Source organism: Thetidibacter halocola (genome assembly GCF_018224955.1).
Classification (GTDB): Bacteria; Pseudomonadota; Alphaproteobacteria; order Rhodobacterales; family Rhodobacteraceae; genus Thetidibacter; species Thetidibacter halocola.
The window spans coordinates 290,493-307,562 of record NZ_JAGTUU010000003.1; the positions used below are offsets into that span (position 1 = coordinate 290,493).

10 protein-coding genes, 1 tRNA gene and 1 pseudogene are annotated in these 17,070 nt (G+C 65.5%); 5 read left to right on the forward strand and 7 right to left on the reverse strand.

Annotated elements, in window-relative coordinates:
• Positions 1 to 128: 128 nt before the first annotated feature.
• Together KB874_RS08450 and KB874_RS08455 are read left to right on the forward strand one after the other, a co-directional pair.
• Positions 129 to 213: transfer RNA gene (locus KB874_RS08450), tRNA-Leu, on the forward strand.
• 404 nt (positions 214 to 617) lie between these two features.
• Positions 618 to 821 carry a hypothetical protein gene (locus KB874_RS08455; RefSeq protein WP_212536130.1) on the forward strand — a complete coding sequence of 68 codons (204 nt, stop codon included), beginning with the start codon at positions 618 to 620 and terminating at the stop codon, positions 819 to 821.
• Between the two features lie 446 nt (positions 822 to 1,267).
• On the opposite strand, the gene KB874_RS08460 is transcribed toward KB874_RS08455, so the two are convergent.
• Positions 1,268 to 1,921: a VPLPA-CTERM sorting domain-containing protein gene (locus KB874_RS08460; RefSeq protein WP_249200337.1), complete on the reverse strand. Its 654-nt coding sequence runs from the start codon at positions 1,919 to 1,921 to the stop codon at positions 1,268 to 1,270.
• 526 nt (positions 1,922 to 2,447) lie between these two features.
• Here KB874_RS08460 and xrtD point away from each other — a divergent pair.
• Both xrtD and KB874_RS08470 read left to right on the forward strand, forming a co-directional pair.
• On the forward strand, positions 2,448 to 3,977 hold the full coding sequence (gene xrtD, locus KB874_RS08465; protein ID WP_346346534.1) for a VPLPA-CTERM-specific exosortase XrtD: 1,530 nt from the start codon (positions 2,448 to 2,450) through the stop codon (positions 3,975 to 3,977).
• A gap of 179 nt (positions 3,978 to 4,156) precedes the next feature.
• Positions 4,157 to 6,631 (forward strand): tetratricopeptide repeat protein, encoded by a 2,475-nt coding sequence (locus KB874_RS08470; RefSeq protein WP_212536132.1) that lies wholly within the window; start codon positions 4,157 to 4,159, stop codon positions 6,629 to 6,631.
• 94 nt (positions 6,632 to 6,725) lie between these two features.
• Here the strand turns inward: KB874_RS08470 and KB874_RS22825 are convergent.
• From KB874_RS22825 to KB874_RS08485, 4 genes and pseudogenes are all read right to left on the reverse strand, one after another.
• Positions 6,726 to 6,886: pseudogene (locus tag KB874_RS22825) on the reverse strand (IS3 family transposase); the annotation flags it as partial.
• 344 nt (positions 6,887 to 7,230) lie between these two features.
• The gene (locus KB874_RS22830) at positions 7,231 to 8,409 is read right to left on the reverse strand and encodes a 3'-5' exonuclease (RefSeq protein ID WP_249200339.1); all 1,179 of its coding nucleotides are present in this window, start codon (positions 8,407 to 8,409) and stop codon (positions 7,231 to 7,233) included.
• Positions 8,410 to 9,024: 615 nt separating this feature from the next.
• Positions 9,025 to 10,164: a glycine cleavage T C-terminal barrel domain-containing protein gene (locus KB874_RS08480; protein ID WP_212536133.1), complete on the reverse strand. Its 1,140-nt coding sequence runs from the start codon at positions 10,162 to 10,164 to the stop codon at positions 9,025 to 9,027.
• A 139-nt stretch (positions 10,165 to 10,303) separates the two neighbouring features.
• Complete coding sequence (locus tag KB874_RS08485) at positions 10,304 to 10,807, reverse strand: Lrp/AsnC family transcriptional regulator (RefSeq protein ID WP_212536134.1); 504 nt, start codon at positions 10,805 to 10,807, stop codon at positions 10,304 to 10,306.
• A 212-nt stretch (positions 10,808 to 11,019) separates the two neighbouring features.
• Between KB874_RS08485 and KB874_RS08490 the strand changes: the two genes are divergently transcribed.
• On the forward strand, positions 11,020 to 12,207 hold the full coding sequence (locus tag KB874_RS08490) for a class I SAM-dependent methyltransferase (protein ID WP_212536135.1): 1,188 nt from the start codon (positions 11,020 to 11,022) through the stop codon (positions 12,205 to 12,207).
• Positions 12,208 to 12,719: 512 nt separating this feature from the next.
• On the opposite strand, the gene KB874_RS08495 is transcribed toward KB874_RS08490, so the two are convergent.
• Both KB874_RS08495 and KB874_RS08500 read right to left on the reverse strand, forming a co-directional pair.
• A complete protein-coding gene (locus KB874_RS08495) occupies positions 12,720 to 15,857 on the reverse strand; it encodes a calcium-binding protein (protein WP_212536136.1) in 3,138 nt (1,045 codons plus the stop codon).
• Positions 15,858 to 15,960: 103 nt separating this feature from the next.
• The gene (locus tag KB874_RS08500; RefSeq protein ID WP_212536137.1) at positions 15,961 to 17,058 is read right to left on the reverse strand and encodes a flavin monoamine oxidase family protein; all 1,098 of its coding nucleotides are present in this window, start codon (positions 17,056 to 17,058) and stop codon (positions 15,961 to 15,963) included.
• Positions 17,059 to 17,070: the final 12 nt, after the last annotated feature.

Consider the following 17,070-nt stretch of genomic DNA (forward strand, 5'->3'; position numbering starts at 1 on the left):
AACGCCGGGTCAAAAAACCGGTCGGATTTTATCGGTCCGGCCGGGCGCTGCGGATGAAATTCCCTCTCGCCCCCGACGCGGCGCTTTGCTAGGTAACAGCCTGCCGGGCGCCTCGGGCCTCTGGCCGTGCGGGTGTGGCGAAATTGGTAGACGCACCAGATTTAGGTTCTGGCGCCGCAAGGCGTGGGGGTTCAAGTCCCTCCACCCGCACCATGCTAACACATTGAAATCGCTGGATGGCATTGCCTGCAGTGTCTGTCTTCGGGATTGCCGTTGCAAAGATCGTTGCAAAGATCGTTGCAAGCCGAGCTGATTTGGCAGGCTGACTCCACCCTCTTCCCGGGCGGCCAGGACGACGGTGCGCGCGTCTGGTCATGCCAAGGGGCTGGCGCGGCCATGGGGAAACCGGGCTGCCTAGGCCGCTGGCCGCAGACCCCCGGCTTGCGCGCAGGCAATTGCCTGAGGCTGTTTCGCAACCTCGGACCCAGATCCCTGTCGCGCAGGGCAAACCCGGGACTCGCCGGCGAACCCGCGAGATGCCCTTTGACGCGTCTGGCCGCATAGGCCCAAGTTCGGTGCTGAGGCCGAGGTTGCCCGCCGACAATGGCGGGTCTTGCGTGGCCGACGATCTGGCCGAAGGCCTCGATGACAAGCGCACCGCATCATCCCGGATACAGGGCAGGACCGGGCGCTGGCGCCTGGCGATGATGACCGGGCTTTTGCTGGAAAACCACGTCCGGCATCCGGCCCGGCGACCCGGAACGGCGGTCTTGTCGATCACGACAACACGCGCCGCTGCCAAGAGCGCGCAGTCAACCTGACGACCGCCGATGCCCGCCAGCTAAGGGGCGGGGCTGTCCTGAAGGCGAGAGAGAAGACCAGGAACCAGGCAGTCCGGCGACGGCGTTTTCAGCGCCAAGCCGCTGCCACCTGAACTGAACCGGCAGTCGAACCAGAACCTCCGTCACGAAACGGCGCGTGATGTCCGAAAGACCGGAACGACAGGCGGAAACGCTTTGGGTATCCCTCCGCCCGCGGCGGAAGTGCCCCACGGCCAGCGTGGTGCGGCGTTGCACGGTTGTTTCCAACCACCAGCCCGGTCCGAGCCTGTCGCCGCGAACCGAAGGTGCCCGGGCTTGCGACGCCCAACGGCCCAATCTCACGCCGAAACCGAACGGTCCAAAACAAAAGGCTGGCCTCCATGACAGAGGCCAGCCTGAATTACGCCGACGACCCGGCGCGAAGCCCTTTTGTCAGGACGGCAAGGCTATGCGATAGCCTGCTTGTTTCGCCGCCGTGCCATGAAACCGAGGCCGCCAAGCGCCCCGAGCATGAGAAAGCCCGCGGCGGGAAGCGGTACTTGCGGCACCGACGTGACGTAGCTGTCGGATTTGTCGTTCGGCAGGCCCTGAAGGTGAATGCCGAAGCGCAGGTCGCCGGATGTCAGCGAGGCCACAATCGCATCGAAGTTACCTCCGAACACGAAACCGCCGGTTTCGCCCTGCTGGATCGCGTTCACGTTGGCCGACCCGTTGACACGGTTGAAGTTGAACTCGGTCGAGAAGCCGACATTGTTGCCCTGCGGCAGGTTGCCACCGGAGGACCGGGTCATGTTCACAGTGCCGACAGAGTTGGTTCCGACATTGCTATTCGCCGTCGGCAGGGACGTGAACGAGGTCGGATTCGTGTCGTCGACAAAGATCGTGCGGATGAAGTAGCCCAGGCTCGGAGCCGCCGCACTGATGATCTGGATCAGCACGTTGCCGGAGCCGAGGTTCGACACCGCCAGCGAGAAGTTTCCGGCATACGCGTCGCCGACCGTGTCCGCGCCGGGAATGTTCAGGAAGTTGAAGGTGACCGCGCTTGCCTGCTGCGTCGCCCCCAGCGTTGCGCCAGCGCTGATAACCAGCGCAGCCGCCATATTCTTCAGTTTCGTAATACCAATCATCTCTAGCACCCCAAAAATACTGCCTAGCGACTCAGTGCGAACAGGCAGGCAGCAACCGTTCTCGACATCTGAATCTACATGGTGTGTAGAATTTTGCAAGAAGATTAGAATCCTGGGTTGACACGCATTTTCACAATAAAATCAATTATATAAGTCGACTCAATCCGGGGTTGTGGGTGGTGTTCGGGGCCAAGCGGCGGATAGTCGCCCGTCAGTGCTGAAAATCGTGCATCGGGCAGGGCGATGGCCTGGCCTCGGCGGGTTTTCAAGCGCCCGAAGGTGCGCCCGTCCTGCAATCGAGGCCGTGTCCCGCGGTCGGCAACCACGACAAACGGAAACAGTCTAATCCTCCGATTCCGCTAGGCGTCCTGGAAGCGCTGCTATAGTTTTCGAAAAGTCGGTTCAAATCGTTGGCCATCGAATGGCAGGTAGCATCATTTCCCGCGGCGTCGTTCTTTCAGCCGTTCACACCGTCAATCCGGCCGGTTTCGCCTTGTTCGTGGCCTTGATTGCCGTGGCTTTGCCTGTCTTCTGGCTTGGCTTCCAGTCCCTGGGGGCGGCCTGGATCACTGCCGAGTACAGTCACGGCCCGATGATCCCGCTGATCTCTCTGTATCTGTTCCTGCGTGAACTGCGAAACGATTCGCCGCGCGATCCGGCACGGGCAGCCAATCGCTGGCCCGGCATTGCGGTGATCGTGCTTGGCCTGGGGCTCGGCATCCTGGGCAACCTCGTGCGGATCCCGGATGTCGTGACCTACGCCCTGATCGTCTGGGTCGGTGGGGTTGTCCTGACCGTTCTTGGCTGGCAGCGCGGCAAGAGCCACCAGCTGCCGGTGCTGCACCTGGTCTTCATGCTGCCGCTGCCGCAGTTCCTGTACTGGCAATTGACGGTCTTCCTGCAACTCGTGTCTTCGGAACTGGGGGTCTGGTTCATCGGCCTGGCCGGCATCCCGGTCCATCTCGACGGCAACGTGATCAATCTCGGGGTCTACAAGCTCCAGGTGGCCGAGGCCTGTTCCGGACTGCGTTACCTGTTCCCGATCCTGTCGTTCAGCTATCTCGTCGCGATCCTCTACCGCGGGCCGTTCTGGCACAAGGCGCTGATCTTTCTGATGGCCGCGCCGCTGGCCGTCTTCATGAATTCCTTCCGGATCGGCATGATCGGCGTTCTCGTGAACAGTCATGGCATCGAGCAGGCCGAAGGGTTCCTGCACTTTTTCGAAGGCTGGGTGATTTTCGGCACCTGCGTCGCGATCCTGTTTGCCGTGGCGGTGATGCTGCAACGGCTGACGCCGAACCCGCTGGGGCTGCGCGATACGATCGACATGGATTTCGACGGGCTTGGGGCACAGGCCACGCGCATCCTGTCCATCGCCCCGACGCGCGGCATGCTGATCGCAACCGTCGCCAGCCTCGCCGTGACCGCTGCCTTCCTGTTCACGCCGGCCCCTCAGCGGGTCCTGCCAGAGCGTGACGCCTTTGCGCTGTTTCCTCGAAACGTTGGAGACTGGAGCAGCTTTGCGATCCCGCTGGAACCCGAGGTGGCCCAGGTTCTGAAGGCCTCGGATTACGTCAATTCCGTCTATTCGAGGCCGGCCGATCCGGACAGCCATGTCGGCTTCTTCTCGGCCTATTACGACAAGCAGACCGAGGGGTCGGGCATACACTCGCCCGAAGTCTGCCTGCCCGTGGGCGGGTGGGAGATATTCTCGATCGAAACCGTCGAGGTGACGTTTCCGGATACCGTCTACGGCACCTTCTCGCTGAACCGGGCGATCATCGAAAACGGCCTGTCGCGCCAGTTGGTCTATTACTGGTTCGAACAGCGGGGAAAGCGGATGACAAACGACTACCTCGCCAAGGCCGATGTCGTCTGGGACAGCCTGACGATCGGGCGAACCGATGGTGCGCTGGTGCGCTTCGTGACGCCGATCAACCGTGGCGAGACAGCCGCCGATGCAGACGCACGCCTGCGTGATTTCATGGCCGAGCTGCTGCCGCGGCTGCCTCGGTTCATCCCGGAATGAGAGGCGTCGCATGACCTGTTCAACCGGTGATCAACTTGAAAACACGGGGGCGCACGGGCCTCTGTCACGGCGGGCGAGGCATCATGCCGAACCCGGTCGCGTCCATTCCTGCCTGGACGCTGCAGGCGGGTACGGAGCCGGGAATTGTCCCAAGGTCTTGAACGTGAGGGGCGAGCGACATGAAACGGCATCTTGAGCGCGCGCGTCCGGCGATCCTTCTGGCGGCTCTTTGCGGAACGCTGCTCCTTTCGGGGTGCAAGAGCCCAGAGGAAAAAGCCGAGGGTTACTACCAGTCCGGCCTCGCCCTTCTTGCGGAGGGCGACGAAGAGCGCGCCCTGATCGAACTGCTCAATGTCTTCGACCAGGTCGAATTCCACAAGGAGGCCTTGCAGACCTACGCCGACATCATGATGAAGCGGGGCAGGGAGTCCGAGGCGCGCAGCTATTACCAGCGCCTGGTCGAACGGCACCCCGACATGATCGACGCGCGTTTCGCCCTGGCCCAGATCGCGATCAGGAGCGGCAATTGGCAAGAGGCCGAACGACAGAGGGATGCCTTGGCGGCGTTGCAGCCGGGCAACCCGAAGATCCGGGCCATCGGGCTCGTCCTGGAATATCGCGACGCCACGCTTGACGGTGAAGACGCCGCGCGCCAACGCATCGCCGCCGAGGCGGCGGCCGACCTTGCGGCGCTGCGTGTTGCGGACGAGACGGATGACTTTGGGCTGAACCGGATCGTGATCGACCATCTGGCGACCGGGGACGACCCGCTGAGCGCCTTGCCAGAGATCGATGCGGCACTGGAACGCGACCCGGGCGGGCTGGAGCTCAACATGCTCAAGGCCCGCATCCTTGCGACCGCGGGCGAGCGTGAGGCCACCGGGGTGCAACTCCGTCGCATGATAGAGCTGTTTCCCGAAAACCGCGCCATCCAGCAGGCGCTCATCAGTTGGTTCCTCGCCCAGGAAGACGTCGCCGGCGCCGAGGCTTTCCTGCGGGGGCGGGCGGGTGCCGATACCGCCGACACCGGCGGTCACGTCGATGTCGTGCAGCTTCTGCTGGCCACCCGGGGGCGCGAGGCCGCCCGCGAAGAACTCGCGCGGCTCGTCGCAGCCAACACCGACACGGAAAACGGCCGGTTCTATCGCGCGATGCTGGCGTCGATGGATTTCGAGGAAGGCCAGGTCGAGGCTGGTATCGCGGGTATGCGCGCCGCGCTCGACGGGGCCGCGCCGGGCGCGCGGACCTATGGCAATCAGGTCATCCTGGCAAGGATGCTCGTGCGTGGCGGTGACGACGCCGGCGCGCGGGCACTGGTGACACAGGTGCTCGAGGCCGATCCGGGCTACCTGCCAGCCCTCAAGTTGCGGGCAGAGTGGTTGATCGAGGCCGACAAGCCCGGCGAAGCGATCATCGTTCTGCGCACGGCGTTGAACCAGGCCCCCCGGGATGCAGAGACACTGACCCTGCTGGCCTTGGCGCACCAGCGCAACGGCGATACCGAACTCGTCGCAGACCGCCTTCGCCTCGCTGTCGAAGCGTCCAACGGGGCCCCTGCGGAATCGCTGCGATACGCACGGCACCTCATTGAAACCGGGCGCGCAAGACTGGCCGTGCCCGTACTTCAGGATGTCCGTCTTCGAGCGCCGCAAGACCTCGAAACGCTGCTTCTCCTCGCCAATATCCATCTCGGTACGCAGTCCTGGATCGAGGCGCAGGATATCGTGGAGGCGATGCGCGGGATCGACACGGATATTGCAAGGGAGGCGGCCCTGACCCTGCAGGCGGCCATCCTGCAGGGCCAAAACCGCACCGAAGACAGTCTCGCCCTGCTTCAGGGCGAAGTGGGTGCGGCGGTTTCCGCGTCGGACCTGCAGGCCACGCGATCCGTGATGCTGATCGTCCAGACCCATATCCGCAACGGTGATGCCGAGGCGGCGCGGGCCTATCTTGACGGGATACTCGAGACCTCTCCGGACAATCCGAACCTGCAGTTGCTGGATGCCAACCTGCACGCGCTGATGGGCAGACGGGACCTGGCCGAGGCCGGCTATCGCGCCTTGATCGACCGGTTGCCGCAGGACGAACTTCCTGTGCGCCTCCTGATGGGAATCCTCTCCGCCACCGGGCGTCAGGACGAGGCAAGCGTGGTGCTGTCTGACGCAATCGACCGGATGCCGAATTCCGTCACCCTGCTCGGGATCAAGGCAAACCACCTGGAGCGGGACCGGAACTATGCCGAAGCGATCACGATCTACGAGACGCTTTATGACCGCGATAACAGCAACATCATCGTCGTAAACAACCTCGCAAGCCTGCTGAGCGTCCACGGGGGAACCCCGGAGAGCCTTGATCGGGCCTACAACCTGGCGAAACGTCTGCGGGACACCGCGGTGCCGGCCTTTCAGGACACCTACGGGTGGATCGAATATCTACGCGGGAACTACGAAACCGCGCTCGAGTATCTCGGTCCTGCTGCTGCGGAACTCGATACCGACCCCTTCGTGCAATACCATCTGGGGATGGTTTACGCCAAACTGGGACGTGGCAGCGATGCCAAGGAGGCACTCAGCCGTGCGCTGGAACTGGCGGGCGAGAGCCTTTCCGCGGAATTGGCAGAGGCACAGAACACCCTGGCCACGCTTTCGGACTGAATTCCGCAGCCTCCCTCGAGCGGAGTCGAAGGCGCGTCGGTACTTTCGAGGTGGCGTGATCGCGTTGACCCGTCTCCCATTGAGTCCGCGTTTGCAAAGCGGCTCTGTTCAGGGGTTGGTTCGCCTCTGACCGTTGGCGATACCCCAGCGGGTTCGCCCGTCGCGGTTCGAGTACGGGCGGTGATGGTCTGGGTCGTCGCGCCATGCCGCAATCATGCGGCAGGCATGACGCAGCGACGGGACCAAGTCTGCGTTGCGGCGCGGTGTTGTCGTGGACCCGACCCCCGATAGGCGCAGGGGTTAGCACAATGCCGGCCTTGTTCCCCGAACGGGTCTTGTAGCGCTCGAACAATCCGCGGACCAAAGCATGCTTGCGGCAGAGCTTCCTGATGCCGTCCACGTCCGTGTTTGCCATCGCCGGGCCGTCCCGGTCGGTCGTCACAGGTGGCATCGCAGTCGAGGCCGCGTTGGATCCGCCGATGCCGTCCTGGGGTAACGCGCGCCAGACCTCACGCAGGGAGACGTCGCTGCATCGGAGGTGGCCCGGCGTCAGACCGATTTCGCCGATCACGGCATCCGGGCAGCGACCCACGCGGTGCTCACCGTGGCGGCGGACCGGTGTCCTCTTCCTCGATCACGTCGAAATCGTCGTCCATCACTGCCCGCCGGGCAGGGGCGATCCTGGCCCCCTCGGCATGCAGGACGATCTCGGCCGCGGCACGCGCGTCCTCTCCGGCGTCATGATGCCTGAAGGACAGGCCCAGATGCGCCTTGAGCGAGGCCAGGCCATGACCGCCATTGCCCTTCAGTTCGGGCCAGGCACGGCGCGCGACGCCGACGCTGTCCTGCCACGTCCAGTCGGGTTCGTCGCAGCCGATGGCGGCGCAGGCCGCGCGGACGGCGCTGCGGTCGAAGCCCGAGTGCTGGTAAACCGTCAGGCCGTCCAGCGCCGGCCGAAGCACGGGCAGGACCTCGGCGAAAGTTGGCGCGCCGGTCACGGTCTTCTGCGTGATCCCGTGGATGTGCGAGCAGGTCCAGTGATCCGTCCGGGGATCGACATGGGTCACCCAGGTCTCGATGCTGGCGTCCGGGCGCACGCAGGCCACGCCGATCTGGCAGATGCTGCCGCGATCATTGTTCGCGGTCTCGACGTCCAGCGCGACAAAGCGAAACGGCCCTTCCGGAAAGGGCGGGAGTCCTGCCTTTGGCTGCGCCTCGGTGACGAATGGCCGGGTCACACCGGTCAGGAAACGCGCCTTCTGGCGTTCCAGGGCGGCACGCTCGGCGGTGCCGAACCCGAGCCTGTCGATCACCAGGTCGACCAGGGCCGCGGGCTCGTCATAGGCGTCCATGCCGCGCCTGTTCCATGCGACGGCTTCCCTTGGCGCAAGGTCGATCACCGCGGCCTCCAGCGCGGCGATCGCGGCGTCGTCCGGCAGCGGCACCCAGACTGCGCGGCAGTACTCGGCGATGAAGGCGTTGCGCAGGGACTTGGCGATGTCTCCATCCGCCCTGGTCGCCGGGTCGTTCCGCAGCCGCCACATCCGGCCGGTGTTATACATGCGCGAGAAATAGTGGCTGGTGGTTTCCGAACCGTTCCGGTGCCGGTGATGGATGCGCTTGTGAAATGTCTCGTCGGCGGCGCTGGTCGAGCCGATGTACCGCAGATCGCCAAAGTGATCGACGAGGCCGTAGATGCCACGGCAATCCCCTGGGGCCTGGTCCGTTCGCTGCGGCTTGGCCGCCAGAAGCTGGTCGAGGATGGCCTGTGCAGTCATGGGGATGCTCGTTGGGCAGAAGAAATTCAAAACGGCGAAAATCCTGATGTGTCTGGTCTCCAGTCGGGCCTCGTCGCGCCCGGACGCTATGCACGATCGGCAACCGGCCTGCACACCGAAATCCATCGTCACGGTGCCGCGTCTGCGCCAACGTCGCAGGTGCGGACACAGGCGAAAGAACCGGCTCGCCACGGCGTCGACTCTCTACTGCCCTGACTGGCGTCACAAAGCAATGTCCGGAGAGGGGATTTCGATCCAACGACGGGGCGGCGAGAACGCCCGACCGGCTGCGCGCAGGCCCGGGACGCGAGGCAGGAGGCGACCGACATCCGGCCCGGCGGGGTCTTTCCGGGACGGGTCACCGCGTGGTCCGACCAGCCCGACAGGGGGCAACCCGCCTTCGCGGCAAGAACAAGGACAGGGCCGCTGCCAGCGTCGGTTCGGGGTCGGCCCGGTCCGGATCGCCGCCCCGATTCGGGACGGCGTCCATATCGACGTTGCATCGCGCGCCGAACGACACGTGACGCGCCCTGGAATGCCGGCCGACTTGCCGGGCCAGTCAGGCCTGCTGCCAGCGCAGCGGCATGGCGCGATCGGGGATCGGCTGTCCCGGGCTCAAGCGGCGACCAGCGACTTCTTCGGGTCGAAGAAAGGGCGTTCCACCACGGTCGCGACGGTCGGACCCGCAGGAAGGACGACCTCGACCTGCATCCCGACATGCGCATGTTCGACCGCGACCATGGCCAGCGCGATGTTGCGCCCAAGCCGGGGCGAGTAGACGGCCGAGGTCACCTTGCCGATTTCGGCGCCGTCGCGGTTGATCGGCCAGAAGGTCGTGTTCGGACCCTTCAGCGGCGCGGCTTCGATGACCAGCCCGACCTGCATCCGCGTCACGCCTTTGTCGCGGATGCGACGCAGCGCGGCCTTGCCGATGAACTCGGCCTCCATCTCGAGGTTCACCAGCCGGTCCAGCCCCAGTTCGTAAGGGTTGGTGTGGATGTCGGCATCGGCGTGGTAGGACAACATCCCGCCCTCGATCCGGCGGATCGACGAGGTGTGACCCGGTTTCAGGCCGAATTCCATACCCGCGGCCATGATCCGTTCCCACAGGGCATCGCCCTTGCTGCCGTCGCGCAGGTAGATCTCGTAGCCCAGTTCGCTCGACCAGCCGGTGCGCGAGACGATCAACGGGATGCCGTCCAGTTCGAGTTCGCGCAGCCAGTAGTATTTCAGGCTGAGGATTTCGTCGCCGAAAAGCGCCTGCATGATCTGGCCGGACTTGGGCCCCTGGAGCTGCAGCGGAGACACGTCCGGTTCGCGGATCGCCACGTCCATCCCGGAATGCACCGCCACGCCCTGTGCCCAAAGCAGGATGTCGCTGTCGGCGAGCGAGATCCAGAAGTGGTTTTCGGCCAGCCGCAGCAGGATCGGGTCGTTCAGGATGCCGCCCTCGGCATTGGTGATCAGGATGTACTTGCACTGACCGACGGCCATTTTCGACAGGTCGCGCGGCGTCAGCATCTGCACGAACCGCGCGGCGTCCGGCCCGGTGATCTCTACCTGCCGCTCGACGGCCACGTCGCACAGGATCGCGTCATTCACGAGGTTCCAGAAGTTCTGCTCGGGATCTCCGAAATCGCGCGGGATGTACATGTGATTGTAGACGGAAAACCCCCTGGCCCCCCAGCGCACCGTGGCGTCGAAATAGGGGGATTTCCGGATCTGCGTGCCAAAGCCGAATTCGTCTGCGTGCATCGTGAGCGCCCTTGCTGAACGCCCGGGACGGTCACCCGGGACACGGTGGAAGATGCGGCTATTTAGGGCCGGGACGGGCCGGGCTGTGGCCTGAAATGCGGGCCGGAGGCGGACTGTTCGGGCTGTTTTCGACCCGCGCTCAGGCCGTTTGGTCGCGCACGGTTGGTCCCGCCAGTTTCGCGATGTTGGGGCGCCCGGTCTTGACCACGCGGGTCGCGATGTAGGTCATGTAGCGATCCACCGACAGCTCGGCGTCGAGCATGTCCTGCATCAGGGTCTGGAACCCCGCAAGCTTGGGGCAGATCGCCTTCATCACATAGTCCATGCCGCCGCCCGTGGCGACGCATTCGGTGATCTCGTCATGCCGTCTGACCCAGTCCTCGAAACGGTCGAAATCGGACTTTCGATGGCGGGTGAGCGACACGGTGACGATGACCTGCGTGACATCGCAGAGCCTGTCGAGCGCGATATCCGCATGATAGCCGCGAATGTAGCCGGCCGCCTTCAACCGATCCAGCCGCGCCCAACAGGGCGTGGCCGAGATGTTCACGATCTCGGACAACCGGGTCTTGCTCAGCGGTCCGTGCTGCTGCACTGCGCCGAGGATACGGATATCCGTCGCATCGAGACTGAGTTTCTTCACCGGTTCTTGGCCTTCGATGTGTTGGAACGCATAACGGCTGCCAGCCACGGGACCGACACCGTCTTATGCCCCTTGGCGCCCGCCCCGTCGAGCGTTGCGTCGAGACGCCTCCGCGCCCGCTCGGCGCCCCTCGATACATTCTTTACCATATCTTATCGCCGCCATGGCTATGCCCGTCCGACGCGTTTCCTTAGAAAGAGGACGAACGAACCATGGCAAAAGACCATGCGCCCCAGTTCCATCAGGACCATTCGGACTTTCCCCAGATTGATCGGCAGGCGACGCTGCAGGCTGACCGCCTTGTCGAACTGGCCAGACTGCAACCGCTGACAGACGGCGGCCTGCGGACATCCGAACTGCTTTCCGAGGCCCTGGCCAACGCCCCTCACCACCACGACGCACGGATCCTGCTGGAGCGCCTTCACCAGATGTTCGTTCCTCGATGGCACTTCCCCATGCTGGCGGACAAGGTCCGCAACCGGGCCTTTGCCGAGGCCATCGCGGCGAAGGTCGGACCCGGCGACATTGTCCTGGACATTGGCTGCGGGGCGGGCCTGACGGCGATGCTGGCGGCGCGCGCGGGTGCGAGGCATGTCTACACCTGCGAACAGCAACCATTGATCGCGCGGGCCGCTGTCCGTGTCATCGAGGAAAACGGCCTGGGCGACCGGATCACGGTGATTCCGAAACCGTCACACGAACTCGTCGTCGGCGTCGATCTTCCGGCACCGGCGGATGTCGTGATTTCCGAGATCGTCGATACCGTCCTGCTTGGCGAAGGCGCGCTGGCGACGCTTGTCCACGCGATGCGCAGACTCGCGAGGCCCGATGCCCGTGCGATCCCCGAGCAGGGCAGGCTGATGGCCCAGCCTGTGGACAGCGACAAGCTGCTGGCCCTCTGGCGCCCAGGGCAGGCCGAGGGGTTCGATCTTGGCGCGTTTCACCATTTTGCCAGTGTCGCCCAGATCACGCCGAACGACTTGTCGGCCGTTGGCCTCAGGCCGCTGGGCCCGGCAACGGACCTGTTCCACTTCGATTTCATCAGGCCGGACATGAGGCCGGGGCGAACCACGCGGGATCTGGCCTGTTCCAGCGCCGGCACCCTTCATGCCGTCTTTGTCTTCTTCGAGATGGACCTCGGGCCCGGCATCAGCCTGACGAACGACCTGTCCTCGGATGGTCATTGGGGGCGAACCGCGTTCCTGCTGGATCGTCCGATCTGCGCGGCGCCGGGAGACCTGCTGCGGTTAACGGCGCAGCATGACACGTCGCAACTCAGCCTGTCGGTGCAGGGATTCGCCTCCTGCACCGGTGATCCGGATCTTCCGTTCCTCTGGATGAGCCATGCGGCGTCCTCGTGCCCTCCCAGGCCGGATTGCCGTGCCGTTCTGACCGCTTGAGGCAAGGCTTGCGGCGCCCCCGTCGCCGAGGCCATCCGGTCCGGGATCGTCTGCCGCAACCGGTCCGGAACGGGGGGCCGGCCGGTGGGCAGCAGCGATGGCCCTGGCGTCATGGCTGCTTGCGACAGCCCTGCGGCACGGGACCGCCACACGGTCTCTTGCCCGCCGGGGGACGCTTGTGTCTTGGGTGTCTGCTGACACACCCCGTCATGCGACCGAACCCGCGGGGCTTGATCCCGTCGATCTGGAAGGCGCGCGGCGGCGTTGTCGAGGTCGCGGTTCGAATGCGCCCCGACCTGACGGCAGGCCACGAGACAGGTGGAAGACCCGCCGCCCTCGGCCTCCGGGGCAAGACCGCGAATGCCGTCGCCCGTTGCGAAACGGCCGATCAGGCCATGGCCAGACGCGACCTGCGAGACACCTGCCCAACGGGGCGACGCCCCGTGGTCCCAATCTCATCTCTCTTGCGCGCGGCCGGGCTTGGGATCCTGCTGTTCGCGGCCGCGAAACCCTCAGACCAGCACGATGTCGTCCAGCAGCCCGGCGTTCGAGGTCAACCCCTCGAAGGTGATGCTGTGGCCGCCGCCGAAATCCAGCACCAGCGTGCCGGAACTCGTGTCGGTCAGCGCCTCCAGCCGCGCCTGGTCGAGGGCGCCGCCCCAGAGGCCCGTGTCGATCTCCAACGCATCCTGGCCCAGCTGGTAGTCGCGGATGACATCGGCATCGATTCCGGCCGCGAAGACAAAGACATCCGCGCCGTCGCCGCCAACGGCGGTGTCGTTGCCGCCGCCCATGCGGATCGTGTCGTCGCCGGTCCAGCCGTCGATGAAATCGTCGCCGAACTGCACCTGGTCATTGTCGAACCACTGGTCGTTGCCGGCGCCCAGGAAGGCCCGGTCGCGGCCGTTGCCGCCCGCCACCACGTCATTCCCGTCGCCGCCGCGCAGCGTGTCGTTCTGGTCGCCGCCGAACAGCCGGTCATTGCCCAGACGCCCGAGGATCAGGTCGGCGCCGCCCTCGCCGTAGAACACGTCGTCGCCATTGCCGCCCTGCACCGTGTCGTTGCCGGCATTGGCCCAGACCGTGTCGCGCCCGTTCACGCCGCCCTGCGCGTTGTCGAAGAACAGGTCGTCTCCGCCGCCGAGGTAGGCCAGGTCGCGCCCGTCGCCGCCAACCACCCGGTCATTGCCGTCGCCACCGCGCAGCGTGTCGTAACCCTTGCCGCCGAAGATCGTGTCGGCCCCGTCGGCCCCGATCACGCTGTCGTCGCCATTGCCGCCATCCAGCCGGTCATCGCCATCGCCACCCAGCAGCGTGTCGTTGCCGGTATTCCCGAACAGGCTGTCGTTGCCCGCACCGCCGTCCAGCAGGTCGTCGCCACCCGCGCCCGTCAGCCTGTCCTCGCCCAGATCGCTGCGCAGCACGTTGTCGACGTCGCTGCCGATGAGTTCGGCATCGAAATCGCCGAGCAGGGTATAGTTCTCGATACCGTCGAAGGCGTCCTGCCCGAAGGGCAGCGGATCGCCGGTGACAGGGTCGGTGCCATAGCCGATCCCGGTGGCGAGATCGGCGAAGACGCCAAAGCTCTGCTGCGCTCCGCCGGTCAGGTCGACCAGCACCGTGTCGGTGCCCGCTCCGCCGATGAACGTATCAAAGCCGGTGCCCATGACGAACAGGTCGTTCTGGTTGCCGCCGCGCAGCTCGTCGTCGCCCTGGCCGTCGCGGATCGTGTCGTCGCCGTCGCCGCCATAAACCGTGTCGTCCCCGTCCCCCGCCGAGATGTCGTCGCCACCGCCGAGTCCGTAGATCTGGTCTTCGCCCGCACGACCCGCAAGGTAGTTGTTCTGGTCGTCGCCCACCACGCTGTCGTCGAAATCGGTGCCCTCGACCGCCTCGATGTCGAACAGCCTGTCGATGTCACCGGCCGCGTCGGTGGCGCGGTTAAAGTTGAGGTTGACGCTGACCCCGCCCTGGGTCGAAGCCAGCCAGTATTGCACCGTGTCCCAGCCGCCATTGCCGTCGATCGTGTCCGCGCCATCCTCGCCGACAAAGCTTTCGCCGGCCGCGGAGCCGACGAAACTGTCAGCCTCCTGTGTGCCCTCGATATGATCGACATAGGTGAAGCTGTCGTTCAGCACGCCAACAACGTTCGACACCGCGGTGCCGGAGCCGTTCGGCCCGATCGTAACCACGATGCCTCCCGAGCCCTGGAGGTTCTCGTAGATCAGGTCGACGCCGCCGCCAAAGCCCGCCTCCCAGGCGGCCTGGTGGCCGATGATCGTGTTCATGCCGCTGCCCGGCAGGACGATGTCGCCAAAGCCCTGGCCCACGGCGCTGCCGGCCGAGGCGTCGATCCGGTCATTGCCCCCGCCGCCGTTCAGGATGTCGCGCGCGTTACCGCCAAGCAGCGTATCGTCGCCATCATGGCCTTCCAGCCGGATCCGGTCGATGGTGTTCGACCCCATGACCATCAGGTCGCCGAAGATCGTGCCGCGCAGCCGCTCGATCCCGGTGAAGCTGTCGCTGCCGCCGAGACCGTCGTCGCTGACCGTGCCGGCGCCGAAATCGGCGACGATGCCCGTCGTGCCGCCGCTGAAATGGGTGTCCCAGTAGTCGAGCCCGTCAAAGCCCGCGCCGCCGTGGATCGTGTCGTTGCCGCCGAGGCCCTGGTAGCCCTCGAATCGGTCCTCGTTCGAACCCTGGATCAGGTCGCCGTCCATCGAGCCGATGAAATAGTGGATATAGGTGAAACTGTCATTCACCCGCCCGTCGCCGCTCTTCACCGTGCCGGAGCCGTTGGTGCCAGAGTTGATGGTCAGGCCGCCCACGCCCGAGACGTCGCCGTAGAAGATGTCGCCGCCTTCGCCCGTGTCCCAATGCGCGGCATGGCCGAGGATCGTGTCCCGGCCCAGGCCAGGTTCAAAGAAATCTCCGAATCCCTGGGTGCCCGCGCTGCCGCCGGAGCCGTCGAGCAGGTCGTTGCCGTCGCCACCGCGCAGATTGTCGCGCCCGTTGCCGCCGATCAGCGTGTCGCCGCCCGCGCCGCCGCGCAGCGTGTCGTCTCCGCCATTGCCGATCAGCAGGTCGAGTCCGATTCCGCCGTCGATATCGTCACTCTCGGGCGTGCCAAAGATCGTGTCGTTCTCGGTCTGGGAAACGCCGGTCAGCGTCGCCAGCAGGATCGAGTCACCCGCGGCAAAGGGGCTGGAGGCGGTGAAGTCGATCGAGCCCACGGTGCCGAGGCTGGCGTTGAAATCGTCCCATTCCGAGGGCGTGTCGATTGAGGGCGGCAGCGGATCGCCGCCGATGATGAAGTAATACTCGCCGAAATCCGGGCGCAGGTCATCGATGACCAGCACCACCGAGCCGCCCGAGGCGCCGTCATAGGTCCAGCCGATGTCGATGATCTGTGCCTCGATCTGGCCCAGGTCGACATTGTTCGGACCGCCGCTGATTCTCGGCCAGAGCGTCTCGTACAGGCCGTTGATGTCGATCGTGGGCTGATCGTCGTCGTTCAGTCCGTCATAGAAATAGCTGAAGCTGGTGACGCCGGGCTCGGCCGACAGGTTGAACGCGGCGGGCAGGAAGGTGTCCACCGCGTCGAGTTGGTCGTAGCGGACGTAAATCCCCTCGAGTGTATAGGTGGTCATTGCCGAAGTCCTTTTCGTGCTGAAACGCTGTGTGCCAAACCTGTTAACCATTGAGCCTAAGGCTCTCGTTCGAGTCGAGCAACAGGCCTGTCACAAGGCCCTTTCAGCGGGGGCGCGCCATGTCGGTGAGGATCAGCGCAGCGACCCGTTCGGCCGAGGCCAGCGCGCCCTCCATCAGGCCGCCCATCTCAGGCGCGGTTTCGGTCGCGGCAAGATGCAGGCGGCCGTCACGCAGCCGTGCCAGGGAACCCGGCAGCCCGTAGTCGGGATGCGACCGGGGCGGCGTCCTGTCCTGCCAGGAGGCGGTGGCTGTCTCGGCGGACCAGTCCTGCAAGGCGGTCGTGGTGGGCGCGGCGGCGTCCGGGCCGAACAGGCGGGTCAACTGCGCCAGCGCTGCCGCCCGCAGCTCGGCGGACTGTCCGGCGCGCAGGTCTGCGGGCACGCCGATAAAGCCGAACAGCGCAGCGGGGCGGCCATCCGGGCCACAGGCATCGTGGATCTCGGCCAGCGGGCCGTGCCGGCTCATCGCGTCGCCTGACAGGCCCGCCTCGCGCCAGAAGGGACGATCGTAGACCGCAACGAACTTGGCATGGCCCGCCATCCAGGTGGGGATGGCGCGCAGGCCCTGCATCGCGGCGTCCGGCAGCGGCGGGTCGAAGTGCATCCCGGCCACCAGCCGGGGCGGCAGGGCCAGCACCACGTGCCGCCCGGCGACGCGCCCACCGTCAGCCAACAGCACGCCCTCTTGCGTCACCGCCCGGACTGGGCTGGACAGGGTCAAGTGTTCCGGCGGCAAGCGCGCGGCCAGACCCTCGACCAGGCTGGAAAGGCCGCCCTCGACCCGGAACGACCCTGCCATCGAGGCAAAGCCCATCCCGCGATGCACGGCACCCTGCGTATCCTCGAAACAGATCTCGCCCTCCGAGAACTGCTCGAAGGCGCGCAGGCCCAGATCCTCGATCAGCCGTGCGATCCGCGGCTGGCCCGGCCAGAACCAGGATGGGCCCAGGTCGATGCGGCCCTGCGGCGTGTCCAGCGCCATGATCCGCCCGCCCAGCCGGGACCGCGCTTCGACCAGCCGAAAGGCGACGCCGGCCCGGTGCAGGCGGTCGGCCAGCGCCAGGCCAGCAAGACCACCACCGACGATGACCACGGGGCAGCGCCGGTCGCGCCCTCCTGTCGCTGTGTTGTGCGCTGTCATCTGCCTGTGCCT

Bases quoted from the DNA above. Each gene is read 5' to 3' on its own strand.
- KB874_RS08460 (WP_249200337.1), bottom strand. From the start codon at position 1,921: ATGGCGGCTGCGCTGGTTATCAGCGCTGGCGCAACGCTGGGGGCGACG.
- KB874_RS08470 (WP_212536132.1), top strand. From the start codon at position 4,157: ATGAAACGGCATCTTGAGCGCGCGCGTCCGGCGATCCTTCTGGCGGCT.
- KB874_RS22830 (WP_249200339.1), bottom strand. From the start codon at position 8,409: ATGACTGCACAGGCCATCCTCGACCAGCTTCTGGCGGCCAAGCCGCAG.
- KB874_RS08480 (WP_212536133.1), bottom strand. From the start codon at position 10,164: ATGCACGCAGACGAATTCGGCTTTGGCACGCAGATCCGGAAATCCCCC.
- KB874_RS08490 (WP_212536135.1), top strand. From the start codon at position 11,020: ATGGCAAAAGACCATGCGCCCCAGTTCCATCAGGACCATTCGGACTTT.
- KB874_RS08495 (WP_212536136.1), bottom strand. From the start codon at position 15,857: ATGACCACCTATACACTCGAGGGGATTTACGTCCGCTACGACCAACTC.
- KB874_RS08500 (WP_212536137.1), bottom strand. From the start codon at position 17,058: ATGACAGCGCACAACACAGCGACAGGAGGGCGCGACCGGCGCTGCCCC.